Origin of the sequence: Schaalia sp. (assembly GCF_050312375.1) — a bacterium.
GTDB classification, from domain to species: Bacteria; Actinomycetota; Actinomycetes; order Actinomycetales; family Actinomycetaceae; genus Pauljensenia; species Pauljensenia hyovaginalis.
Genome location: NZ_JBNOYB010000047.1, coordinates 1 through 21,883, shown reverse-complemented (window position 1 = coordinate 21,883; position 21,883 = coordinate 1). Strand labels below are relative to the sequence as shown.

Here is a 21,883-nt window from a genome sequence, read left to right as displayed (position 1 = left end):
CGACGCCGAAAGGTGATGACCTCGGCGGATCAGTCGAGGCGGCGCACGCGGGCGGAGAAGCGGCCTGCGGGGGAGTCCACTTCCACGAGGTCCCCGTCTGCGAGTTGCCTCCCGCGGCGCGTCTCCACCTCCCCGTTGACGAGGACGTCCCCGCCCTGAACGAGCTCGCGCGCGAGCGCCCCGTCCTCGGCGAGATTCGCGAGCTTGAGGAACTGTCCGAGGCGGATGACGCCGCTGATCTCGACGACGGGTGCTTCGCTCATGAGGGATCCTTTCCTCCCGGTCCTCGCGCATCGGTCCGGAAGTGTTCGGGGCGTGGGCGCGGACCCGTGCCGAAGGGCCCTTCGCCTATTCTGGGCGCATGACTGGCATCATGCGACGCATCGATCTTAGAGGCGAACGCCCTTCCGCCGCCGAGCTGCGCAAGGTCCTGCCGAGGGCGGCTCTCGACACGGCGAAGGCGGCGGACCGCGTGGCTCCGCTGATCGAGCGCGTGAGGACCGAGGGCGCGCCCGTCCTCTACGAGCTCGCCGAGCGATTCGACCGCGTGCGCCCCGATCGCCTCCGCGTTCCCGCCGAGGTGATCGCCCGCGCCCTCGAGGAGCTCGATCCCGCGATCCGCGCCGCCCTCGAAACCTCGATCGCGCACAACCGGGCCGGCCACGCCCAGCAGCTCCCGAGCCCGGCGGAGGCCGAGATCGTGCCCGGCGGCCGCGTCACCCAGCGCTGGCTGCCCGTGTCGCGGGTCGGCCTGTACGTGCCCGGCGGCCTGGCGGTCTACCCCTCCTCGGTCGTGATGAACGTCGTGTGCGCCCAGGTCGCGGGCGTCCCCTCGATCGCGCTCGCCTCCCCGCCCCAGGAGGCATTCGGCGGACTGCCGCACCCGACGATCCTCGCCGCCTGCGCCCTCCTCGGCGTCGACGAGGTCTGGGCGATCGGCGGCGCCCAGGCGATCGCCGCCTTCGCCTACGGCGTCGAGGACGGCGCCGACACCCTGGAGCCGGTCGATGTCGTGACGGGGCCGGGCAACATCTTCGTCGCCGCCGCCAAGCGCCTCGTCCAGGGGACGGTCGGCATCGATGCCGAGGCCGGGACGACCGAGATCGCGATCCTCGCCGACGAGACGGCGATGCCCGCCTTCGTCGCCGCCGACCTCATCAGCCAGGCCGAGCACGACCCGGCAGCGGCCTCCGTCCTCGTCACCTCCTCGGCGGCGCTCGCCGACGAGGTCGAGGCCCTCATCCCCGTCCAAGCGGAGGCGACGGCGCACACCGAGCGGATACTCACCGCGCTCGCCGGCCCGCAGTCGGGGATCGTCCTCGTCGATGACGTCGACGCCGGGATCGCGGTCGTCGACGCTTACGCCGCCGAGCACCTCGAGGTGCACACGGCGGACTCGCGCGCCGACGCGGAGCGGGTGAGGAACGCCGGCGCGATCTTCGTCGGCCCCTACACGCCCGTCCCGCTCGGCGACTACATCGCGGGCTCCAACCACGTCCTGCCGACCGGGGGCACGGCGCGCTTCGCCTCCGGCCTCAACGTCACCCAGTACTTGCGCTCCCAGCAGGTCGTCGAGTACTCCGCGCCCGCCCTCGCCGCTCAGTCCGCGGCCCTCGACGTCCTCGCCAAGGCGGAGGACCTTCCCGCTCACGGCGCAGCGGCACTGGTCCGCGAGGGCAAGGGGAGCGCCTCATGAGCTCCGCCAGGATCGACGAGGGCGAAGCCCGGCGCCTTCCGCTGCGCGAGGACCTCACGGGCCTCGAACCTTACGGGGCGCCCCAGCTGGAGGTCGCGGCGCGCCTCAACGTCAACGAGAACCCCTACGCGCCCTCGGCCGGGGTGATCGCCGATATCGCGGATTCGGTGGCGAGTGCGGCGGCGGGTCTCAACCGTTACCCGGATCGGGATTTCACGGAGTTGCGCGGCGCGCTCGCCGACTACCTCGCCGGCGAATCCGGTGTGCGCCGCGCGCCGGAGCTGATCTGGGCGGGCAACGGCTCGAACGAGGTGATGCTCCACCTCTTCCAGGCCTTCGGGGGTCCCGGCCGGAGCGCGGTGTCCTTCGCGCCGACCTATTCGATGTACCACGAGTACGCGCGCGACACGAACACCCGTTGGGTCCAGGGGGCGCGCCTCGATGATTTCACGCTCGACCTCGGGCTCGTCGAGCAGACCCTTCGCCGCGAACGCCCGACCCTCCTCCTCCTCGCGAGCCCGAACAATCCGACGGGCACGGCGCTCCCGCTCGAGGACGTCAAGCGGATCCTCGAGGCCGCCGAGGAGACCGGACCCCTCGTCGAGGGGGAGGCGAGCTCGACGATCGTCGTCATCGACGAGGCCTATGCGGAGTTCCGCAGGGAGGGCACGCCCTCGGCACTCGAACTGCTCGAAGACGCGCCGCATCTCGTCGTCTCCCGCACGATGTCGAAGGCCTTCGGGATGGCGGGCCTGCGCCTGGGCTACATGACGGCCGCGAAGGCGATCATCGACGCCGTTATGCTCGTCCGCCTGCCCTATCATCTCTCGGCCGTCACGCAGGCGGCGGCCTTGGCGGCCCTGCGGCACGCCGACGAGCTCGGGGCTCAGGTGGCCTCGCTCCGCGAGGAGCGCGACCGGCTCGTCGAGCGCCTTCGCGACATGGGCCTGCAGGCCGTGGATTCGGACGCGAACTTCGTGCTCTTCGGCCCCTTCGAGGATCGCCGCGCGGTCTTCGACGCCCTTCTGGAGCGGGGCGTCCTCATCCGCGTCGTCGGCCCCGAAGGCTGGCTGCGCGTCAGCATCGGAACCCCTGAAGAAACCGCCGCATTCGTCACCGCACTCGAGGAGGTCATCTCATGACTACCGCCGCGCACAGGACCGCCGTCATCGATCGGACGACCTCGGAGTCCTCGATCCACGTCGAGCTCGACCTCGACGGCACGGGGAGGACCGAGGTCTCGACGGGCGTGCCCTTCTACGACCACATGCTCACGGCGCTCGGGAAGCACTCGCTCATCGATCTCACGGTGCGCGCGACGGGCGACATCGAGGTCGATGTCCATCACACGGTCGAGGACACGGCGATCTGCATCGGCCTGGCCCTCAAGGAGGCCCTCGGCGACAAGCGCGGCATCAGGCGCTTCGGCGATGCGACCGTCCCGCTCGATGAGGCGCTCGCCCGTGCGGTCGTCGATGTCGCGGGCCGCCCCTACATCGTGCACGAGGGCGAGCCCGCCGGTCAGGAGTACCACCTCATCGGGGGGCATTTCACGGGCTCGATGACGCGCCACGTCCTCGAGTCGCTGACCTTCAACTCGGGGATCTGCCTGCATATGAGCGTGCTGGGCGGCCGCGACCCGCACCACATCGTCGAGGCGCAGTTCAAGGCGCTCGCGCGGGCTCTGCGCATGGCGGTCGAAGCGGATCCGCGGGTCGAGGGAATCCCCTCGACCAAGGGCGCGCTCTGAGCGGTGCGATACGATTCTCCAAGGTCGGCGTGGGCTGACGGGGCGGAATCGAGAATCGGGGACGAACATGGCTGATCGCGACGACGATATCGATGCCGCGTTCCGTGATCTCGTCGCCGGCATGGGCGGGGGCGCCGCAGCGGGCGGGGCTCCCGACTCCCGGGACGGGGCGGGTCTTGACGCCGAGTTGGCGGCCTTCGAGGAGGACCTGAAGAATCCGGATGATCAGCCGGTCGACGAGTCGCTTCATCTGGAGGGCGGACGGCTGTCGGTCGCCCTGGTCCTCGCGCCGATCCCATTGCCGGAGGCCCTGCATTCGCTCCTCGCGCTGACGGGGATCTCGGAGGCGGTCGTGCGCCTCAAACCCTGGACGGCCGTGTGGCTTCCGGTGGAGACGAAGCCGACGGATGAGGACGAGCTCGAAGCGCTGCTCGCCGATTCGCGTCCGATGCCGTCGCGGGTCGATGAGGTCGCGCGCGTGGTCTCGCGCCTGTCGAAGTACGGCGCGGTGGCGATGATGTCCTGGCTCGTCGAGGGCGATGGCGTCGAGCCCGGCGTGTCGGGCCGGATCACGGCCCAGCGCTATGTGTCGGGGGCGCCGGAGGAGCCGATCCCCGCGGGCCTGCTGCTCGGGTCGATGCCGCAGGCGACGGAGGATCTGCTGCTGGGCAGGACCAGGCCAGAGGACTACGACGATTCGGTGTCGGCGAACGGCATGACGAGGAAACGGCCCGGTCCCATGGGCTGGCTGCGCAGGAGGTGACGGATGGGGCCCAAGGTCGTCGTTTTCGATTACGGTTCGGGCAATGTGAGGTCCGCCTGCCGGGCTCTCGAGCACGTGGGCGCGCAGGTCGAGCTCACCTCGGATCGCTCTGAGGCCCTGGAGGCCCGGGGGCTTCTCGTCCCCGGGGTGGGCGCTTTCACGGCGGTGATGGAGCAGCTGCGGGCCGCGGGCGGGCCGGCGATCATCGATGCGCGCCTGGCGGGTTCTCGGCCGGTTTTCGGCGTGTGCGTCGGACTGCAGGTGATGTTCGAGTCCTCGGAGGAGAAGGGGCGGGCCGAGGGCCTCGGTCAGTGGCCGGGCGTGGTGCGCCGCCTCGACGCGCCGGTGGTGCCGCATATGGGGTGGTCCTCGGTCGAGGCCGCCGAGGGCTCGAAGCTCTTCGAGGGCGTCGCCGATGAGCGTTTCTACTTCGTGCACTCCTACGGCGTGCTCTCTGATCCGCTTGAGGCGCTCGGACCCGGTCCGATGATCCCGCCCCTGGTCACCTGGGCGCGTCATGGCAGTTCCCGCTTCGTGGCGGCCGTGGAGAACGGCCCCCTCGTGGCGACCCAGTTCCATCCGGAGAAGTCGGGCGAGGCGGGGCTGCACCTGCTGCGCAACTGGCTTGAGACTCTGTGATCCTTCGCGCCCCGCGAGTGCTTCATCCCCCTGACGAAAGGTCCGTCATGTCGCGCCTCATCCTCCTGCCCGCCGTCGATGTCGTCGACGGCAAAGCCGTGCGTCTCACCCGGGGCGAGGCCGGGACGGAGACGGATTACGGGCATCCGCTCGAGGCGGCCCGCTCCTTCGCGGAGGCGGGTGCGCAGTGGCTGCACCTCGTCGATCTCGACGCGGCCTTCGGCCGGGGCTCGAACGCCCCGCTCCTCATGGAGATCACGAAGGAGCTCCCGATCAACGTCGAGCTCTCGGGAGGGATCCGTGATGACGCCTCGCTCGCCCGGGCCTTGGATGCGGGCGCCCGCCGCGTGAACCTCGGGACGGCGGCCCTGGAGGACCCGGAGTGGACCGAGGCCGTCATCAAGGAGTTCGGCGATCGGATCGCCGTCGGGCTCGATGTGCGCGGTGAGACGCTGTCGGCGCGGGGCTGGACGCGTGACGGGGGGGATCTCTTCGAGACGATCGAGCGCCTCAATGAGGCCGGGTGCGTCCGCTACGTCGTCACGGATGTCGCCCGCGACGGGATGCTGTCGGGTCCCAATGTCGAGCTGCTCGCGCGCGTGTGCCAGGCGACGGACGCGGCGGTCGTCGCTTCCGGCGGCGTGTCCTCCCTGGCCGATATCGCGGCCCTGCGCGAGCTCGTCGATGCGGGAGTCGAGGGCGCGATCGTCGGCAAGGCCCTGTACGCGGGGGCCTTCACCCTGGCGGAGGCGCTCGCGGTCGCTTCGGGTGAGTCGGCGAAGTGACGCGTCTTCCGGCTCCGGATGAGGCGCAGCGCAAGAAGCTCGCCGAGCGTCTCGGGTTCGCGCGCTCCGATCGCGGTGATGACGGCTCGGTGCTCGCGCGCACGGCCGCGGCGCTCTCGATCGATCCGGGCCCGGATGGGGGAGCGGCGCGCCTCGAGGCGCTCGTCGCGGCGCTCGCGGTCGAGCGGGTGATCGTGCCCGTCGAGGTCGGGGCTGCGCTCGCGCGGCCCGTCGACGGCGGACGGGGCGACGTGAAGCACGGGGACATCGACTTCGCGCGGATCCGGACCGGTGCGGGTGAGGCCCTGGTCGTCTACTCCTCGAAGCAGACGCTCGCGCTCAATCGGCCGGCGGATCGGCCGATGGCTTTCGACCCGGTGAGGGTCGCCCTCGTCGCCCTGGTGGAGACGGCGGGGCGGATCGTCATGGATCCGGGCGGTTCCGAGGTCTTCATCCCTCGGGCGGCGGTGGCCGCGCTCGCGCAGAAGGATTCCTGGCTGCCCGCCTGGAGGGATGCCGAGCTGTTCGACGAGCTCAGCGACCTCGTCGGCGTCGGAGTCGAGGGGATCGTCGACCTGCGGGTGGTCTACGCGGGCGAGGGCGTGGTCCGAGTTGAGCTCCTTGCGGATGCGTCGGTCGAGGAGGGGGCGCTGCGGGCCCGTATCACGAGGGCCGCGCAGGGGATCGTCTCCTCGAAGCGCCTCGCGGCGGCGGCCGAGCGGGTGGAGGTCGTCCCGCGCCTCGTGCATCCGGCCTGATCGTGACGCTCGGCCTTGCCTCCCGGTGGCGATGAGCGTTCCCGCCTCCCGCGCTTCTGCTCGTCTGCTCTTCCGCCCTCCTACTGGCAAAAAGTCGGAGGTCTGCACGAGATCTTCGTGCAGGTGCCGAATCTGACCTGGGCGAACGTTCGGATCCGCCTCGAGCCTGTCCGACTTGTTGACGCCGCCCCGGGCGCTGCGGCTTTCCATGCCCGAGGCGCCGCCGGAGCTCCTCGCCCGCCGTGTGTCCGATCCCATACCGGGCGGACTCGGTGCGGATTCGCCCTCGTCACCGGCTGCTGATAACCTTGAGCAGAACCGTCCGGGCGCCTGCCCGGAATGCAAGCGGAGATTCCTCCCACCTGGATGCCCGCCTCATTCGTGAGGTCCGCGCCGATGGCGCGATGTTAAAGGGGATCGGGTCGACCGGTGAGCGCCTCGTGCGCGAACCGCGGGTCGGGCCTCCGTGCGCATGAAGAGCGACGGAGGCTTTTTCGTCGCTCTTCGCGAAACACCGTGGAAGGAGCCACCCATCAGCGAGACCCGCATCAACGAGCGGATCCGAGTGCCCGAGGTCCGCCTCGTGGGACCCGGAGGGGAACAGGTCGGCGTTGTCCGCGTCGAAGACGCGCTGCGCCTGGCCGAAGAGGCCGGACTCGATCTCGTCGAGGTCGCGCCCGACGCGAAGCCGCCCGTGGCCAAGCTCATGGACTACGGGAAGTTCAAGTACGAGGCCGCCCAGAAGGCTCGCGATGCTCGCCGTAATCAGGCGAACACCCAGCTGAAGGAGATCCGTTTCCGGCTGAAGATCGATGATCACGACTTCGCGGTCAAGAAGGGGCACGTCGAGCGCTTCCTCTCCGCCGGCGACAAGGTCAAGGTCATGATCATGTTCCGCGGTCGCGAGCAGTCGCGTCCCGAGGCGGGCGTCCGCCTGCTTCAGCGCCTGGCCGATGAGGTCGCCGAACTCGGCACCGTCGAGTCGATGCCCCGCCAGGACGGCCGCAACATGACGATGGTGCTGGCCCCGACCAAGCGCAAGGCCGACGCGATCAACGAGCAGCGCAAGCGCCGCGAGGCCGAGCGCGAGGAGCGTCGCGGCAAGCGCGCCGAGCGCGCGAGCAGGGAACAGGCGCGCGCCGCCTCCACGGAGAAGAACTGACGCCGTCGATTCATCGACTGCGTAACAGAGAAGGAATAGAAGAATGCCGAAGAACAAGACGCACTCCGGTGCCAAGAAGCGCTTCCGCGTGACCGGCTCGGGCAAGATCATGCGCGAGCAGGCCGGCGCGCGCCACCTGCTGGAGCACAAGTCCTCCCGCAAGACCCGTCGTCTCGCGACCGACCAGGTCCTGGAGACCGCTGACGTCAAGCGCGTCAAGCGACTCCTCGGCAAGTGAGCGGACCGGAAAAGGAGAACTGAAACATGGCACGTGTCAAGCGTTCTGTGAACGCCAAGAAGAAGCGTCGTACCGTCCTCGAGCAGGCCTCCGGCTACCGCGGCCAGCGCTCGCGCATGTACCGCAAGGCCAAGGAGCAGGTCACCCACTCCTTCGTCTACTCCTACCGCGACCGCAAGGCCCGCAAGGGCGACTTCCGTCGCCTGTGGATCCAGCGCATCAACGCCGCCTCGCGCGCGCAGGGCATGACCTACAACCGCTTCATCCAGGGCCTGGGCCTCGCCGGTGTCGAGGTTGACCGTCGTATGCTCGCCGAGCTCGCCGTCAACGACATCAACGCTTTCAACGCCCTCGTCAAGGTCGCGAAGGACGCCCTCCCCGAGGACGTCAACGCTCCCAAGGCCTGAGTTTTGACTGCTTTCGCTGAGCGCCCGGAGGTGCTCGCCAATCCCCGCGCGGAACGCGTGCGGAAGGTGGCGGCGCTGTCCGGGCGCTCAGCGCGTTCACGGGCGGGCAGGATCCTCGTTGAAGGTCCGCAGGCCGTCCGCGAACTCCTGGCTCATCGCCCGGCCTTCGTCGAGGACGTCTACCTGTCCGAGAAGGCGGCTGAGCGCCACCGCGACATCTCCTCCCTCGCACGCGCGGCGACGCGCTGGACGCACATGATGACCGACGAGGTCGCGCATGCGATGAGCCCGGATTCTCAGGGGGTCGTCGCCGTTGCGCGCTCTGAGGCTGTGAGTGATGAATTCGGCGAGGACGGCTCGGCAGCGACCTTCGTGGTCCTCGCTCAGGGGCGCGACCCCGGCAATGTCGGGACGATCATCCGCACCGCCGATGCCATGGGCGCGAGCGCCGTCATCACCGTTGCGGGCACGGTCGCAGTCGACTCGCCGAAGGTCATTCGCTCATCCGCCGGCTCGGTGTTCCACCTGCCGATCATCGCGGAGCCCGATTTCGATGCGGCTGTCCGCTCGGTGCACGAGCGGGGCGGCCAGGTGCTGGGGACGAGCGGATCGGCCGGGGCGAAGGATCTGTCCGATCTGATGCTGTCAGCGGCTCTTGAAGCGCGCGGCTGGCTGACGGGCACTCATGCGTGGGTTTTCGGCAATGAGGCCAAAGGCCTTGGGGATGAGGAGCTGTCGGCCTGCGACGCCCTGGTGCGCATCGACATGAGCGGCGACGCCGAGTCCCTCAATGTCGCTTCGGCCGCAGCGATGTGCCTCTTCGCGTCGCAGACGGTGCGGCGTGCGCTCGGCTGAAAAGAGCCCTGCGGCTCCTTTACCCTGAGGGCATGACCCTCATCAGAGAATTCGACGAGGGCGAGCTCATCGCGGAGTTCGCCGACCTGCTGCCGCGCGGCGAGCGCACCCTCCTGGGCATCGGAGACGATTGCGCGCAGGTCGCCGCTCCCGAAGGCTCCTTCATCGTCACGACCGATCTCATCGTCGAGGACGAGCATTTCCGGTGCGACTGGTCCGATCCCGAGCAGATCGGGGCGCGGGTCGCGGCGCAGAACCTCGCCGACATCGCCGCCATGGGGGGCCGCTGCTCCGCCCTCGTCGTCGGCGTCGCCCTGAGGGCCGATACCGAACTGGACTGGATGCTCGCCCTGGTGCGGGGCATCGGGGACCGGGCGCGGGCCGCCGGGGCGGGGGTTGTCGGAGGCGATATGTCGAGGGGGCCGTTGACAGTCCTCACGATCACGGCAATGGGATATTGCGAAGGGGCGCCCGTCAGGCGCAATGGGGCCGAAGCGGGTGATGTTCTCGCCTTCTCCGGTCGGGCGGGACTGTCCAACGCCGGACTGGATCTGCTCCTCGGCGGGCATGTTGATCCTTCGCTGCGCGACACCGCCGGTCTGGGGGTGCTCGGCGAGGCCCTCGACGCCTATCGGGCGCCCGAGCCTCCCTTGGAGTCCGGGCCGGCTGCTGCGGCGGCGGGGGCGCACGCGATGATGGATCTGTCCGACGGCATCGCCAAGGATGCGGGGCGCATGGCGCGTTCGTCGAATGTGGTGATCGAACTCGACCGGGAGGCCCTCGTGAGGGAGGCCGCCCCTCTTGCGGAGCTCGGCGCCATCTGCGGGAAGGACCCGCTCGGATGGGTGCTTCGCGGGGGAGAGGATCACGGGATGCTCGCGGCCTTCGCCGCTGATGCGCGTCTGCCCGAGGGCTTCCGGCCGATCGGGCGGATCAGGGCCGTCGCCGAGGGCGAGGCGGCCGGGCTGCTCCTTGACGGAAGCGAAGTGACGGGCGGGTGGGACCACTTCCGCGCATCCTGGAAATGAGCGCGCCTGGAGCGGATAGGGAAGGACGACGCGGCCCGGAGGAATGATCCTCCGGGCCGCGTCTTGGCCGGATCGGTCCATCAATGGGACCGTGACGGGGACTCGCGAATCAGATCGCGCGGGTCACCTTGTCGGACTTCAGGCACTTGGTGCACACGTTGAGGCGCTTGGGCGTCCCATTGACCAGAGCGCGAACGCGCTGAATATTCGGATTCCAGCGGCGGTTGGTGCGAACGTGCGAGTGCGACACGCTCTTGCCGAAGCCGGGTCCCTTACCGCACACGTCACAAACGGCAGCCACGATGATCTCCTCGGTTTCCAGATTTCCTGCGACCCCGCGCTGACGCGGGATGCTCGCCACGCGATGGGGGCCACCGCAGGCAACTGTGACAGAGTACCGGATCGACGAGGGCTTCTCCAAGTCTTCCCGCGCCTTCGGACCTGTCGGATCGCCCACATGAGCGCAGTGGGCATTCGCGATGGGACGGGGATAATGGGGGAGTCGAGAAGAAGGAGTGGCCGTGACGATCGATGCTTCAACCCTCGCACGGGCGTTGGATGCCGCAGCCTGTGAGAGCTCAACCCTGTCGCGCTTCCTCGACGACCTCGACGGCTGGAACGGCTCCGACTGCGACACGGGCTCGAATGCGGCGCTCACTCTGGCCGCGATGGCCCGGACGGCAGCGCGCGTCAAGGGCTCGGCCTCCTTCGCCGAGGGGCTCGAAGCCGTGATCGCCGAGGGGCTGTCGTCAGCCTCCGGGCACATCGGTGTGCTCGTGACGGCTCTGCTCGCGTCCTGGGCGCACGAGCTCGGGGCCACCGAGCCCTCACCCGTCGCGGTGCGGCGGATGCTGAGGGCCGCTTTGACGGGGCCGATGCTGGAGGTCTCGCCCTCGCCCGCGATCGCGGCGTGCATGGCGACGGCCGGAGAAGCGGTTGCAGACCTGGGCGACACCTTGACGGGCACGCCCTACCTCGTGTCCTGGTATTCGATGTCGATTCAGGAGGGGCTGGTCGGGGCGACGGATGATCGCACGGGGCGGATCGATCCGGGCGCATCGGTGTTCGCGATCCTCTTCGCGTGCCTGGATGCGGCCGTCGGAGGGGACTCCTCGGTGCTCGAATCCCTGGCGAGGATGCTGTCCGAGCTCGCCGACGCGCAGGGCCGCGCTCCCAGCCCCGCGCCTCCCGCCCCCGAGCGGGCCTTCGCCGTGGACGTCCTGTGGCGCGCGACGCGCGAGGACGCCAAAGCGCATGTCGCCGCCCTCGCCGCGATGGGCGCGCGGGTGAGCCTGGTGGGCGTCGTGGATCCCTTCGGCGTCGGGACCTGGCGTCTCCACGCCGATACTTCGGCCCCCCTGGCGGTGCGCCCCAGGGGAGGGGCGCTCTTGCGCTTCCAAGTCGCCGACGCGCGGCCCGATGAAGAGCTCGGCGTCGACGAGCTGGATGATGAGATCCTCACGCACCGAGGGGTGCGCCTCCTGGAGCGCCGCCCGCTCAGGCGCGTCGAGCGCGCACGCGTGCTCGCCTGCACGAGGGCGCCGGGGCTCGTGGAGGACCTGGCCCGGACGGGCGCCTTGGTCCTGCTGAATCCCTCGGGCGAGGACGGTGCGGGCATCGCCGCCCTCGCGCGCGCCTCATCGACGAGGGCGACCCTGTTCGTCCCCTGCGACGAGGCCTCGGCCGCACTGGGCGGGGCGGTGTCCGAGGCGCTGAGCCGTCAGGGCGATGAGGAAGCGGCGGGGACACGGGTCATGGTGGCCGGGAGCCGCGATGACTTGAGCGCATTCCACGTCGCCCACGAGTGCGCGGGCTCATTCGTCCCCCAGCCGGGCGGCGCCGCCGTTCGCGATCAGATGTCCCAGATCCTCGCCGATTCCGCGCGATCCGCCCTTTCGGCGGTGCGCACTCAGCGGATCGACGGGGACACGGCGGGGATCGCGGCCGCGGTGTCGGCTCTCATGAGCCTCGAACCGAAGGCGTGGAGGCTCCTGCTGTGCCGTTCGGACGGCCCGGACCTCGTCGCCCTCGTGCGCCAGATCCTCGTTCACGAGGGCGGCGAGCGGTCGATGCCCGGCGGCGCGTACGGCGCGCGCCAGGCGATGCTCGACGAGCCCGTCGAGGGGCCGGACCTTGAAGTGATCGACGGGGGCCAGGATTCGGGGACCCTCTTGCAGGCGGTGGGGTGATGAACGCCCTCGATGCGCCCCTCAACCTGCGCCTGCCCGCCGCGACCGCCCGAAAGCTGGCGAAGGCGGGCATCGAAACGGTCGAGGATCTGCTGTTCAACGCGCCGCGCCGCTATTACCACTGGGGTGCGCTGACGCCGATGTCGCTGCTCCACGAGGGCGAGGACGTGACGATCCTCGCTCAGGTGGAGTCCGCGGCGCTCGTGCCGAACCGCTCGAGGCCGGGCGTCCGACTCGAGGTCCGTTTGACGGACGGGTCTTCGCGGATGAGCGCGACCTTCTTCGCCTCCTCGGAGCACAAGCTCGCTCCGCACGCGCGGCTCCTCGTCCCGGGAGCGTCCTTCCTCTTCGCGGGCAAGGTCGGTGCGTACCGGGGCGCGCTGTCCCTGGTGCATCCGAGCTTCGAGGGGATGGACGGCGATGCGGAGGCGGCGCGCGTGCAGACGGAGCGGCCGATTCCGATCTATGCGCAGACGAAGGGCGTGACCTCCTGGGTGGTGGGGCGCGCAGTCGGGATGCTCCTGGACTCCTTGGGGCCTGCTGAGGTGCCCGATCCCGTGCCGAAGGCGCTGCGCGCCTCCTGGAAGGCGCCCTCTCGCTTGGAGTCCTTGAGGATGCTGCACCGTCCGGGAAGCGATGAGGAGGCTCGGCTGGCGCGACGCGCTCTGGCGCTCGAGGAGGCCTTCCTCCTCGAGTGCGTGCTCGCGGGCCGTCGTTTCGGCGCCCAATCGCTCCTCGCGCCCTCGTGTCCGAGGGCGGGGGCGGTGGACGACTTCATCAAGGGCCTGCCCTTCACCCTGACCGCCTCGCAGGATTCGGCACTGGGGGAGATCCTGGAGGACATGGCCTCGACGCATCCGATGCAGCGCCTCCTCCAGGGGGACGTGGGCTCGGGGAAGACGGTTGTGGCGCTCGCGGCCCTGCTCGCGGCCGTCGATGCCGGGCATCAGGGGGCCCTGGTGGCGCCGACGGAGGTTCTCGCCACTCAGCACATGGCTTCGATGCGCTCACTGGTCGAGGGCGTCCTCGTCGACGGGGCCGAGGCGGATATCCGTCTGCTCACCGGGGCGACCCCATCGGCCGCGCGTCGGGAGATCAATGCGCTCATGGCCGAGGGCGCGCCCGTGATCGTGGTGGGCACGCACGCGCTGCTTCAAGAATCGGTGTCCTTCGCGGATCTGGGCGTGGTGGTCGTCGATGAGCAGCATCGCTTCGGCGTGGCTCAGCGCGATCGCCTCCGGACCTCCGCCGGGGGGCGGGCGGCGCACCAGCTCGTGATGACGGCGACCCCGATCCCCAGGACAGTCGCGATGACGGTCTTCGGGGATCTGGAGGAAACGCGCATGGAGGGGCTTCCCCCGGGGCGCAGGCCCGTCGAGACCTTCCTCGTCGACGTCGCGAATGCCCAGTGGATGGAGCGCTTGTGGGAGCGGGCGGGCGAGGAGATCGCCAAGGGGGGTCGCGTGTACGTCGTCTGTCCGAGGATCGACGAGGGCGATGAGATCGACGATGCGGATCCTGACGAGTCGGGGGTGCAGCGCCCGCCCCTGGCTTCCGTGAGCGCCGTCGCGCAGACTCTGCGGGGATCGGGCATCGTCGACGCCGGGGGGATCGCGGAGCTGACGGGGCGCACCTCCCAGGTGGACAAGGCCGCGATCATGGAGGCCTTCTCCAGCGGTGAGATGCCGCTGCTCGTGGCGACGACCGTCATCGAGGTCGGAGTCGACGTCCCCGAGGCGACGATGATGGTGATCCTCGACGCCCAGCAGTTCGGCATCTCTCAGTTGCACCAGTTGCGGGGGCGGGTCGGGCGTTCGGACCGGCCGAGCCTGTGCATGGCGGTGCACCGCCACGATCTCGGTCCGGGGACGATGGAGCGCCTCGAGGCCTTCGCGGCGACGACGAACGGATTCGAGCTCGCGGAGAAGGACCTCGAGCTGCGCCGCGAGGGCGATGTGCTGGGCGCCGATCAGTCGGGCGGGGGTTCTCATCTGAGGTTCTTGTCGGTCAGGCGCGATGCGGGGCTGATCCGGCGTGCGCGCACCGAGGCGATCCGCCTCATCGAGGCCGATCCCGGTCTCGTCGATCATCCCCTGCTGGCGGCCGAGCTCCGCCGGAGCGGGCGCAGCGACCTCGCGTGGATCTCGCGCTCCTAACGCTTAGAGTGTCGCCATGACCAGAATCGTCGCCGGCATCGCGAAGGGACGCGTGCTCAAGGTTCCGCCGAAGGGGACGCGACCGACCTCGGAGCGCGTGAGAGAGGCCCTCTTCTCGCGCCTCGAGCACATGGGGATGCTCGAGGGCGCCCACGTCCTTGACCTCTACGCGGGGACGGGGGCCCTCGGTCTTGAAGCGGCCTCGCGCGGTGCGGCGAGCGTGGAGCTCGTGGAGAAGGCGCCGGGCGCCGCGAGGATCCTTTCCGAGAACATTCGCGTGACGGGCCTTGCGGCCCGTGCAAGGCGCTCCTCGGTTGAGTCCTTCCTCGCGACGCGCGAGGGTCGGCCCCTCGTCGGCGAGGTCGATCTCGTCCTCGTCGATCCGCCCTACGACCTCCCCGAGGAGGAATTGGCTGAGGCGCTCGCCCTGCTGGGACCGTGGCTCGCCCCAGATGCCCTCGTCGTCGTGGAGCGCTCGACGCGTTCGCCGGAGCCGCAGTGGCCGGATTTCCTCGTCCTCGAGGATGAACGCCGATGGGGCGAGACGCTCGCCTGGTTCGCCGGGCCCGCGCCCGTCGAGGGACGCTGAGCCTTAGCGCCGCAGGCCTGTCGGAGCCTATGCTGTTCGCATGACAACAGCGCTCTTCGCGGGCTCTTTCGATCCGATCACCATCGGTCATGTCGATGTCGTGACGCGGGTTTTGGGCTTCGTTGATGAACTGGTGGTCGCCGTGGGGGTGAATCCGGCGAAGCGCTACCTCTTCGATCAGCCCCGGCGCATCGAGATGGTGGAACGGGCCCTGGAAGGCGTCGAGGGCGTGCGCGTCGTCGGCATGCCGGGCGCCCTGCTCGACTGCGCGCGAGAGACGGGCGCCGACATCATCGTCAAAGGCGCCCGCACCGCCGCAGATTTCGACTTCGAAGTCCCCCAATCCGTGGTGAACCGCGACATCGGGGGGATCGATACGGTTCTCATGCCCGCCCGTCCGGAGCTCTCGGTCGTCTCCTCCTCCATGGTGCGCGAGTTGATGGGGCTCGGATTGGACGTCTCCCGGTATGTTCCGACCGCGATCCTGCCCTTCTTGCGGAAGAATGGTTGACAAGCTGAGCCGCGGTGGCCGCGGAGAGTCGTAAGGGAGCTGAAGATGTCGAATCCTGAAGAGCCGGTCGGTTCCGACGCGACCTGGGAGGAGAACACCGTTTACGGTCCGTCGACGGTGATCGCCGCTCTCGATCAGATCGAGGCGCTCGTCGAGCAGGCGCGGGCGGTTCCTCTTTCGGCGTCGATCATGCTGAATCGTGCGGAGATCCTCGACCTGCTCGATCAGGCGCGCGAGGCGCTCCCGGAGGACCTCGTGGCAGCCGACGCGGTGGTCGCGGATGCGGACGCCGTCCTCGGGCGCGCCGACTCGGCCGCGGAGTCCACGATCGCCGAAGCGAACGCTCGTGCGCAGTCGACCGTCGAGCAGGCCGAGGACAAGGCCGCGCATCTCGTGAGAACGGCGAATGAACAGGCCGAGCGCACTGTGGCGAAGGCGAAGGAAGAGGCCGATACGACGATCGACCAGGCGCGCAAGGAGGCCGAGGCGATCCTCGTCGATGCGAATGCGCAGGCGGAGCGTCTGGTCGCTTCGGAGAACATCACGCGCATGGCGGAGGATCGCGGTCGCGAGATCGTGGGTGAGGCCCGACGTGAGGAGAAGCGCCTGCGCGAGGGCGCGGACGACTACGTCGAGAAGTCGCTCGCGGAGCTCTCCGGCCTGATCGCCGAGCTTCAGCGCAAGACGGAGGCCGGGCGGCGCACGCTCGCCGAGCGTCATGGCCAGGACCGTACGGACATCGGCTTGAGCGATGACTGATCCCGCGCTCGCCGTCTCCTTGCTGCCCCTGCCCGCGAAGATCGGATCGACGTACCACGTGGATCGCGTGTGGGTCGCTCCCGACGATCTCGGCACGCCTTCGATGGCGGTCCGGCCGTCCACTGAGCTCGCGCTCTCGGTGGATCTGACGAGCGTTGATTCCGGGGTCCTCGTATCGGTGGGGACATCCGTTGATCTCGTGGGCGAATGCGTGCGCTGCCTCGATCCCGTGAGCGCGCATCATGAGATCCGCGCCTGCGATGTCTACTTCGATTCGCCTCCCGAGGACGAGGATCCGGAGGCTGATGAAGTGCTGCTGATCGGCCCGCATGACTCGATCGATCTGGAGCCGCTGCTGCGCGATTCGATCGTCACCCTCGTCGAAGAGCGCCCTTTGTGCCGTCCGGATTGCCGCGGCCTGTGCCAGGGATGCGGTGTCAAGCTCGATGAGCTCCCCGAGGATCATCGTCATGATGTGATCGATCCGCGCTTGGCCTCCTTGGCCGCGCTTCTTCCGGATCCGGATATCGAGGCCGACTGAGGATGGCACGAGCGAAGCATCTTCCCGTTCCTCCGCGCACCGATCTTGAGGGCCTGATCGCTGCTTGGGGTGAGCAGATCGATCCGGAGTTGCTCGAGCGCGCCCTGACGCATCGCTCCTATGCGAATGAGGCCGGGGGCATCGCGAATAATGAGCGTCTGGAATTCCTCGGCGATGCGATTCTGTCGGTGGTCATCGCGGACCGCCTCTTCCACGATCATCCGGATTCCGCGGAGTCGGATCTGTCGAGAATGCGGGCGGCGACCGTCTCTCAGGAGCCCCTGGCGCGGGCGGCGCGCCGCATCGATCTGGGGTCCTTCATCCGTTTGGGCAAGGGGGAGTCCGCTTCGGGCGGCAGGGACAAGGACTCGATCCTTTCGGATACTTTCGAGGCCCTGATCGGGGCCACGTACCTCACGAGGGGGTTGGAGCCGACGCGCCGCGTGGTCCTCGCGAATCTGGAGTTCCTCCTCGCGCGGGCGTCATCGCGGAGCGCGCATCACGATTGGAAAACGATTCTCGTGGAGCGGGCGAACGAATTGTCCCTGGGTGAGGTCTCTTACGCCGTCGAAGGCGAAGGGCCGGACCACTGCCGGGTCTTCACCGCGAAGGCCTATGTGACTGGTCGGGATGAGCCGATCGGGCAGGGAAGGGCGTCCTCGAAGAAGCATGCGGAGAACGCCGCAGCCGAGGCCGGGGTGCGTCTCCTCGAGGGCGCGTAGGTCTCGTCCCCTCTGCTCCCTTCGCGCCGATCCCGAGCGGGACACGGCGGATCATTCACTCTGGGGGACCTTCGACCCGCTAGGATGGCGGGGTGAGTGAGAACGCCCTGTATTCGTCGCCCGTGCGAGTGATGATCGTCGATGACCATGAGATCGTGCGTCGCGGCATCGCCGAAATCGTTGATCGGGCCGATGAGCTCGAAGTCGTGGCCGAGGCCGGTACGGTTGAGGATGCTCTGCGCCGTGCGGATCTCGTGCGCCCGGATGTCATCCTCGTCGATCTCCAGCTGCCCGACGGTACGGGCATCGACATCATGAAGTCCTTGGCTCAGACGCATCCCGACATCCTCCCCATCGTTCTCACCTCTTTCGATGACGATGAGGCGCTCGCCGAGTCCCTCGAGGTGGGTGCGCGCGCCTATGTGCTCAAGACCGTGCGCGGAGCGGAGATCACGGACGTGGTGAAGGCCGTCGCTGCCGGTCGTGTCCTGCTCGATGAGCGCACTTTGACCCGTCGTCGTGCGGATCATGATGATCCGACTGCGGATCTGACCCCTTCGGAGCGCAAGGTTCTCGAGCTCATCGGCGATGGCCTGTCGAACCGTGAGATCGGTGAGAAGCTCGGTGTCGCTGAGAAGACCGTGAAGAACCACATCACTTCACTCCTGTCGAAGATGGGCCTTCAGCGCCGTACGCAGGTCGCGGCTTGGGTTGCCGGTCAGCGCGCCGCGGCTTGGCGCAATTAGAGCACGCCGCGCTTTCAGATCGAGCCCCGATTCGGACAGGAATCGGGGCTCGAATCGTGCGCGGCCTGAGGGGAGCCCTTCGCCATGCGCCCGGCGGATGCGGTCGGTGGCGGATGCTAGAGCGGAATCGCTGAAGGGCGCAGGCGTTCTCGCGGCGCGTTCCTGACACCTTGGATTTCCCTTCTTGGCGATTTCATGACATTTGCGAAATTGTTTCGTTTTGCTTTTGTTGGAAACTCAAGGGAAACCTGTTGAAAGCTTTTCCGGTATTCATGCGCGGTCTCGTCCGAGTGGACAAAAGGCCGTATTTCTGGGCCTTTTCCTCGATAACGTGACAGTGCCTTATCGATGTTCGATCGACACTGTGGTCGGTCGGCGAGGCACGTTTCGAAAGGTGCAAAGGTGAACCTCAAGAAATCCATCGTGGGAGGCCTGTCGGCGGCGGCGATCGCCTGCGCCGGCCTCGTCTCCCCGGCGGTTGCGGTGCCGGCGGCGGCGCCTCCCGACTCGTCCGCCCCGGTGATCGGTGTTCCTGCGGCAGTGCCGAATTCTCCGGTCAAGAAGATCTCCGATTGGCAGGATCTTCAGTTCGGCCTCTTCATGCACTGGGGCGTCTACTCGATGTTCGAGGGAAGCTTCAAGGGCGAGGTGCAGACCATCGGCTATCCCGAGCAGATCAAGGCCTGGAAGAAGATCTCGGACGAGGACTACCTCGCCGAGGCGAAGAAGATGAAGGCCGAGAAGTGGGATGCGGGCGCCGTGTGTCAGAAGGCCAAGGACACCGGCATGAAGTACGTGATGATCACGACGAAGCACCATGACGGCTTCGCCATGTGGGACACGAAGACGACGGACTTCAACGTGGTGAAGAAGACCGCCTTCGCCAAGGACCCGATGAAGCAGCTCGCCGACGAGTGCGGCAAGCGCGACATCAAACTCGCCTTCTACTTCTCGATCATCGACTGGACCCAGCACGAGGCCGAGCCCTACGGGAACCAGAATCCGATCACCGAGGAGATGATGACGAAGATCATCAAGCCTCAGATCGACGAGCTCATGACGAACTACGGCCCGATCGCCGAGTTCTGGTTCGACATGGGAGGCCCGACGCCGGATCAGTCGGCGCGCATGGCGAAGTGGGTGCACGACAAGCAGCCCGCGACGATGGTCAATTCCCGCGTCTGGAACGACAAGGGCGACTTCGAGGTCGGCGGTGACAACCACGTGCCGAGCGACTTCCGCGTCGGTCCCTGGGAGTCGATCCTCTCGATCTTCCCGAGCTGCTGGAGCTACTGCTCCGATGGACGGGCCGACCGCTCGGAGTCGAATATCGGCTACAAGGTCCGCAACCTCACCAGTGAACTCGTCACGACGATCTCGGGCGGGGGCCAGTTCGATCTCAACGTCGGCCCGAAGGGCGACGGCTCCTTCGACGACTTCGATGCGAAGGTGCTCGACGGAATCGGCGCCTGGATGAAGCGCCATCCCGATGCGATCACCGGGGCGAAGGCCACCTGGTTCCCCATCCCGAATTGGGGCCGCATCACCACGAAGGGCGATGATCTCTACTTCTTCCCGAGGAGCTGGACGGACGGTGACTCCCTCGTGCTCGAGGGCGTCGGGTCCAAGGCCACAGCCGTGACGATCGACGGCAAGGGAAGCCCCCTCGAATTCACCCAGGAGGGGACGACCCTCACCGTGAAGCTGGCGGGGGAGAAGCCGGACGAGGTCCTCCCCGTCATCAAAGTCTCCTTCGGTGAAGCCCCCCGGTACGTGTCGACTGCGACCGTCGAGCTCGAGAACGGTCTCGGGGTCGTGCCGGCCTCCGCGATCAAGGGCCTGAATTCCGCTAACTCCCGTTACGGCGCTGTCGCGCGCGATGCCTACATCGTGGATCGCTCCGGTAAGAGCTATGAGGATGTGCAGCTCACGCTCAAAGGCTCCTTCGACTCGGAGACCGAGTACAAGGTGACTTTCGGGGACAAGGAAATGGTGCTCTCCGGCGCCGATATCGCAGCGGGTCCCTTCGGGGACGGTCTGTCGCTTGCGCCCAATCAGGTGACGCGCGTGCGCATCGAGCTCGCGAATCCCTCCTACTACGCCAATGGCCTGGGCGTGCGCGACGCGGAGCTGACGGTCGAGGCCTTCGAGAAGAAGCTGTCCGAGGCCGCGCCGGCTTTCAGGACTCAGCCGCGTGACGCGGAGGTCGCCTCCGGAGCGAAGGCCTTCTTCTCGGCCGCCGCTGCATCGAGGCCCGCCGCGACCTACCAGTGGTACCGGATCGCCCCGGGTGCTCAGGACGGCGTCGCTCTCGAGGGCGAAACTGCTTCGCGTCTGTCCTTCACTGCTGCGCTGACCGACAACGGAGCGCGCTACTACGTGGTGGCGACGAACTCCGTGGGGTCGACGACCTCGGAGATCGCAACCCTCACCGTCTTCGAGAAGTCGGCGAATCTCGCCCTCGACAAGCCCTCGACCCAGTCCTCGACCGCGTGGGGCGGCGTCCCCTCGCGCGCGAACGACGGTAACACTGATGGCGTCTTCGACAACAAGTCCGTTTCCCACACGGACTTCGATCAGGTGGCCTGGTGGCAGGTGGACCTCACCGAGGAGTTCGCGCTGAAGACCGTCGACGTGTGGAATCGCTCTTCCCAGGACAAGTGCTCCTACACGAGCTGCGATCAGCGTCTGAAGGACTTCTGGGTGCTCGCCTCGAAGGAGGAGCTCGCCTCTGACTTCAACCCTGCGGCGGGTGAGATTCCCGAGGGCGTGAAGGCCGTGAAGGTCGAGGGCGTCGGTGGATTCCCGTCCACGGTCGCTCTTGATGGAGCCGAAGCGCGCTTCGTCCGCGTCGTGCTTCCCGGCCCCTATGCTCAGCTGGCTCTGGCTGAGGTGGAGGTCTTCGGTGATCCGATCGTGAAGAGCGTGGCTCCGACGATCTCCCCGATTGCGGTGGATTCCGAAGACATGAGCGATGTCGAGATGGCCGGTGACGGTCAGTCCCGGACGGTGACCGCCCCTGCGGGCAAGATCCTCGATCTCAAGGCCACGGTCACAGGCACCCCGGATCCGGAACTCCAGTGGTGGAAGAAGCCTGCCGGCACCGGGGAATGGGAAGCGATCGCCGAGGAGAAGGGCCCCGACTTCTCCCTCTCCTTCGACGAGTCGACGGATGGTGCTCAGTTCATGCTGAAGGCGACGAATTCGGCGGGTGTTGCGGAGTCGGGTCTCATCGTGGTGAAGGTGAAGGCGGCTGATCCGAAGCCGAACCCGGATCCTGAGCCGAAGCCGAACCCGGACCCCGAGCCGAAGCCGAACCCGGACCCCGAGCCGAAGCCGACTCCGGATCCTGAGCCGAAGCCGACTCCGGATCCTGCTGAGCCTGTGTTGAGCGTTGTTGTGGACAAGGCGTCGGTTGTCGCGGGTGACGAGGTCACTGTTTCGGGTTCGGGTTTTGTTCCCGGTGTTGAGGTTGAGGCTGTGTTGCATTCGGATCCGGTGAAGATCGGGTCGAAGCCTGCGGGTGCTGATGGCAAGGTGTCCTTCACCTTCACGGTGCCGAAGGATTTGGCTCCTGGTGCTCACAAGG

23 protein-coding genes are annotated in these 21,883 nt (G+C 68.1%); 21 read left to right on the top strand and 2 right to left on the bottom strand.

What is annotated here, in order from left to right; translation table 11 throughout:
* Nucleotides 1-29: 29 nt before the first annotated feature.
* Nucleotides 30-263 (bottom strand): RNA-binding S4 domain-containing protein, encoded by a 234-nt coding sequence (locus ACQY7V_RS03595; RefSeq protein ID WP_154478635.1) that lies wholly within the window; start codon nucleotides 261-263, stop codon nucleotides 30-32.
* A gap of 98 nt (nucleotides 264-361) precedes the next feature.
* On the opposite strand from ACQY7V_RS03595, the gene hisD reads away from it, so the two are divergent.
* The 12 genes from hisD (at nucleotide 362) to thiL (ending at nucleotide 10,081) form a co-directional block, all read left to right on the top strand.
* Entirely contained in the window at nucleotides 362-1,696 is a 1,335-nt protein-coding gene (gene hisD, locus ACQY7V_RS03590; protein ID WP_428638946.1) for a histidinol dehydrogenase, read from the top strand.
* On the top strand, nucleotides 1,693-2,838 hold the full coding sequence (locus ACQY7V_RS03585) for a histidinol-phosphate transaminase (RefSeq protein ID WP_428638944.1): 1,146 nt from the start codon (nucleotides 1,693-1,695) through the stop codon (nucleotides 2,836-2,838). Before hisD ends, ACQY7V_RS03585 begins: the two co-directional genes overlap by 4 nt.
* Nucleotides 2,835-3,446 (top strand): imidazoleglycerol-phosphate dehydratase HisB, encoded by a 612-nt coding sequence (hisB, locus tag ACQY7V_RS03580; protein WP_303773974.1) that lies wholly within the window; start codon nucleotides 2,835-2,837, stop codon nucleotides 3,444-3,446. Before ACQY7V_RS03585 ends, hisB begins: the two co-directional genes overlap by 4 nt.
* A gap of 67 nt (nucleotides 3,447-3,513) precedes the next feature.
* A complete protein-coding gene (locus ACQY7V_RS03575; RefSeq protein WP_428638942.1) occupies nucleotides 3,514-4,209 on the top strand; it encodes a hypothetical protein in 696 nt (231 codons plus the stop codon).
* A gap of 3 nt (nucleotides 4,210-4,212) precedes the next feature.
* Nucleotides 4,213-4,848 carry an imidazole glycerol phosphate synthase subunit HisH gene (gene hisH, locus ACQY7V_RS03570; RefSeq protein ID WP_428638940.1) on the top strand — a complete coding sequence of 212 codons (636 nt, stop codon included), beginning with the start codon at nucleotides 4,213-4,215 and terminating at the stop codon, nucleotides 4,846-4,848.
* 47 nt (nucleotides 4,849-4,895) lie between these two features.
* On the top strand, nucleotides 4,896-5,633 hold the full coding sequence (priA, locus tag ACQY7V_RS03565) for a bifunctional 1-(5-phosphoribosyl)-5-((5-phosphoribosylamino)methylideneamino)imidazole-4-carboxamide isomerase/phosphoribosylanthranilate isomerase PriA (RefSeq protein WP_235361421.1): 738 nt from the start codon (nucleotides 4,896-4,898) through the stop codon (nucleotides 5,631-5,633).
* Nucleotides 5,630-6,391 (top strand): SseB family protein, encoded by a 762-nt coding sequence (locus ACQY7V_RS03560; RefSeq protein ID WP_235361422.1) that lies wholly within the window; start codon nucleotides 5,630-5,632, stop codon nucleotides 6,389-6,391. Before priA ends, ACQY7V_RS03560 begins: the two co-directional genes overlap by 4 nt.
* A 472-nt stretch (nucleotides 6,392-6,863) precedes the next feature.
* A complete protein-coding gene (gene infC / locus ACQY7V_RS03555) occupies nucleotides 6,864-7,553 on the top strand; it encodes a translation initiation factor IF-3 (protein WP_303774623.1) in 690 nt (229 codons plus the stop codon).
* A 43-nt stretch (nucleotides 7,554-7,596) separates the two neighbouring features.
* Nucleotides 7,597-7,791 (top strand): 50S ribosomal protein L35, encoded by a 195-nt coding sequence (gene rpmI, locus ACQY7V_RS03550; RefSeq protein WP_154478621.1) that lies wholly within the window; start codon nucleotides 7,597-7,599, stop codon nucleotides 7,789-7,791.
* Nucleotides 7,792-7,817: 26 nt separating this feature from the next.
* Complete coding sequence (gene rplT / locus ACQY7V_RS03545) at nucleotides 7,818-8,198, top strand: 50S ribosomal protein L20 (protein WP_154478619.1); 381 nt, start codon at nucleotides 7,818-7,820, stop codon at nucleotides 8,196-8,198.
* Between the two features lie 3 nt (nucleotides 8,199-8,201).
* Complete coding sequence (locus ACQY7V_RS03540; RefSeq protein ID WP_428638936.1) at nucleotides 8,202-9,053, top strand: TrmH family RNA methyltransferase; 852 nt, start codon at nucleotides 8,202-8,204, stop codon at nucleotides 9,051-9,053.
* 32 nt (nucleotides 9,054-9,085) lie between these two features.
* The gene (gene thiL, locus ACQY7V_RS03535) at nucleotides 9,086-10,081 is read left to right on the top strand and encodes a thiamine-phosphate kinase (RefSeq protein WP_428638934.1); all 996 of its coding nucleotides are present in this window, start codon (nucleotides 9,086-9,088) and stop codon (nucleotides 10,079-10,081) included.
* Between the two features lie 109 nt (nucleotides 10,082-10,190).
* Here the strand turns inward: thiL and rpmB are convergent, their stop codons facing one another.
* Nucleotides 10,191-10,382, bottom strand: coding sequence for a 50S ribosomal protein L28 (gene rpmB, locus ACQY7V_RS03530; RefSeq protein ID WP_184452387.1), 192 nt, complete (start codon nucleotides 10,380-10,382; stop codon nucleotides 10,191-10,193).
* Between the two features lie 220 nt (nucleotides 10,383-10,602).
* On the opposite strand from rpmB, the gene ACQY7V_RS03525 reads away from it, so the two are divergent.
* From ACQY7V_RS03525 to ACQY7V_RS03485, 9 genes are all read left to right on the top strand, one after another.
* Entirely contained in the window at nucleotides 10,603-12,270 is a 1,668-nt protein-coding gene (locus ACQY7V_RS03525) for a hypothetical protein (protein ID WP_303772862.1), read from the top strand.
* Complete coding sequence (locus tag ACQY7V_RS03520) at nucleotides 12,270-14,426, top strand: ATP-dependent DNA helicase RecG (RefSeq protein WP_303772863.1); 2,157 nt, start codon at nucleotides 12,270-12,272, stop codon at nucleotides 14,424-14,426. The genes ACQY7V_RS03525 and ACQY7V_RS03520 overlap by 1 nt, the downstream gene beginning before the upstream one ends.
* A 16-nt stretch (nucleotides 14,427-14,442) precedes the next feature.
* Nucleotides 14,443-15,015: a 16S rRNA (guanine(966)-N(2))-methyltransferase RsmD gene (gene rsmD / locus ACQY7V_RS03515; protein WP_303772864.1), complete on the top strand. Its 573-nt coding sequence runs from the start codon at nucleotides 14,443-14,445 to the stop codon at nucleotides 15,013-15,015.
* 40 nt (nucleotides 15,016-15,055) lie between these two features.
* The gene (coaD, locus tag ACQY7V_RS03510; RefSeq protein WP_303772865.1) at nucleotides 15,056-15,526 is read left to right on the top strand and encodes a pantetheine-phosphate adenylyltransferase; all 471 of its coding nucleotides are present in this window, start codon (nucleotides 15,056-15,058) and stop codon (nucleotides 15,524-15,526) included.
* A gap of 45 nt (nucleotides 15,527-15,571) precedes the next feature.
* Nucleotides 15,572-16,285, top strand: a complete 714-nt coding sequence (locus ACQY7V_RS03505) for a hypothetical protein (protein WP_235361430.1) — start codon at nucleotides 15,572-15,574, stop codon at nucleotides 16,283-16,285.
* The gene (locus ACQY7V_RS03500) at nucleotides 16,278-16,826 is read left to right on the top strand and encodes a YceD family protein (RefSeq protein ID WP_235361431.1); all 549 of its coding nucleotides are present in this window, start codon (nucleotides 16,278-16,280) and stop codon (nucleotides 16,824-16,826) included. Before ACQY7V_RS03505 ends, ACQY7V_RS03500 begins: the two co-directional genes overlap by 8 nt.
* Nucleotides 16,827-16,828: 2 nt before the next feature.
* Nucleotides 16,829-17,548 carry a ribonuclease III gene (rnc, locus tag ACQY7V_RS03495; RefSeq protein ID WP_154478605.1) on the top strand — a complete coding sequence of 240 codons (720 nt, stop codon included), beginning with the start codon at nucleotides 16,829-16,831 and terminating at the stop codon, nucleotides 17,546-17,548.
* Between the two features lie 131 nt (nucleotides 17,549-17,679).
* On the top strand, nucleotides 17,680-18,294 hold the full coding sequence (locus ACQY7V_RS03490; RefSeq protein WP_235361437.1) for a response regulator: 615 nt from the start codon (nucleotides 17,680-17,682) through the stop codon (nucleotides 18,292-18,294).
* Between the two features lie 402 nt (nucleotides 18,295-18,696).
* Nucleotides 18,697-21,883 (top strand): alpha-L-fucosidase (locus ACQY7V_RS03485; protein ID WP_428638930.1); only part of this gene is annotated, 3,187 nt, incomplete at its 3' end.

Coding starts and splice junctions, on each gene's coding strand:
- rplT (WP_154478619.1), top strand. CDS start 7,818: ATGGCACGTGTCAAGCGTTCTGTGAACGCCAAGAAGAAGCGTCGTACC.
- ACQY7V_RS03520 (WP_303772863.1), top strand. CDS start 12,270: ATGAACGCCCTCGATGCGCCCCTCAACCTGCGCCTGCCCGCCGCGACC.
- hisH (WP_428638940.1), top strand. CDS start 4,213: ATGGGGCCCAAGGTCGTCGTTTTCGATTACGGTTCGGGCAATGTGAGG.
- rpmI (WP_154478621.1), top strand. CDS start 7,597: ATGCCGAAGAACAAGACGCACTCCGGTGCCAAGAAGCGCTTCCGCGTG.
- hisD (WP_428638946.1), top strand. CDS start 362: ATGACTGGCATCATGCGACGCATCGATCTTAGAGGCGAACGCCCTTCC.
- rsmD (WP_303772864.1), top strand. CDS start 14,443: ATGACCAGAATCGTCGCCGGCATCGCGAAGGGACGCGTGCTCAAGGTT.
- ACQY7V_RS03505 (WP_235361430.1), top strand. CDS start 15,572: ATGTCGAATCCTGAAGAGCCGGTCGGTTCCGACGCGACCTGGGAGGAG.
- ACQY7V_RS03575 (WP_428638942.1), top strand. CDS start 3,514: ATGGCTGATCGCGACGACGATATCGATGCCGCGTTCCGTGATCTCGTC.
- ACQY7V_RS03490 (WP_235361437.1), top strand. CDS start 17,680: ATGATCGTCGATGACCATGAGATCGTGCGTCGCGGCATCGCCGAAATC.
- hisB (WP_303773974.1), top strand. CDS start 2,835: ATGACTACCGCCGCGCACAGGACCGCCGTCATCGATCGGACGACCTCG.
- infC (WP_303774623.1), top strand. CDS start 6,864: ATGAAGAGCGACGGAGGCTTTTTCGTCGCTCTTCGCGAAACACCGTGG.
- coaD (WP_303772865.1), top strand. CDS start 15,056: ATGACAACAGCGCTCTTCGCGGGCTCTTTCGATCCGATCACCATCGGT.
- ACQY7V_RS03585 (WP_428638944.1), top strand. CDS start 1,693: ATGAGCTCCGCCAGGATCGACGAGGGCGAAGCCCGGCGCCTTCCGCTG.
- ACQY7V_RS03595 (WP_154478635.1), bottom strand. CDS start 263: ATGAGCGAAGCACCCGTCGTCGAGATCAGCGGCGTCATCCGCCTCGGA.
- thiL (WP_428638934.1), top strand. CDS start 9,086: ATGACCCTCATCAGAGAATTCGACGAGGGCGAGCTCATCGCGGAGTTC.
- ACQY7V_RS03500 (WP_235361431.1), top strand. CDS start 16,278: ATGACTGATCCCGCGCTCGCCGTCTCCTTGCTGCCCCTGCCCGCGAAG.
- priA (WP_235361421.1), top strand. CDS start 4,896: ATGTCGCGCCTCATCCTCCTGCCCGCCGTCGATGTCGTCGACGGCAAA.
- rnc (WP_154478605.1), top strand. CDS start 16,829: ATGGCACGAGCGAAGCATCTTCCCGTTCCTCCGCGCACCGATCTTGAG.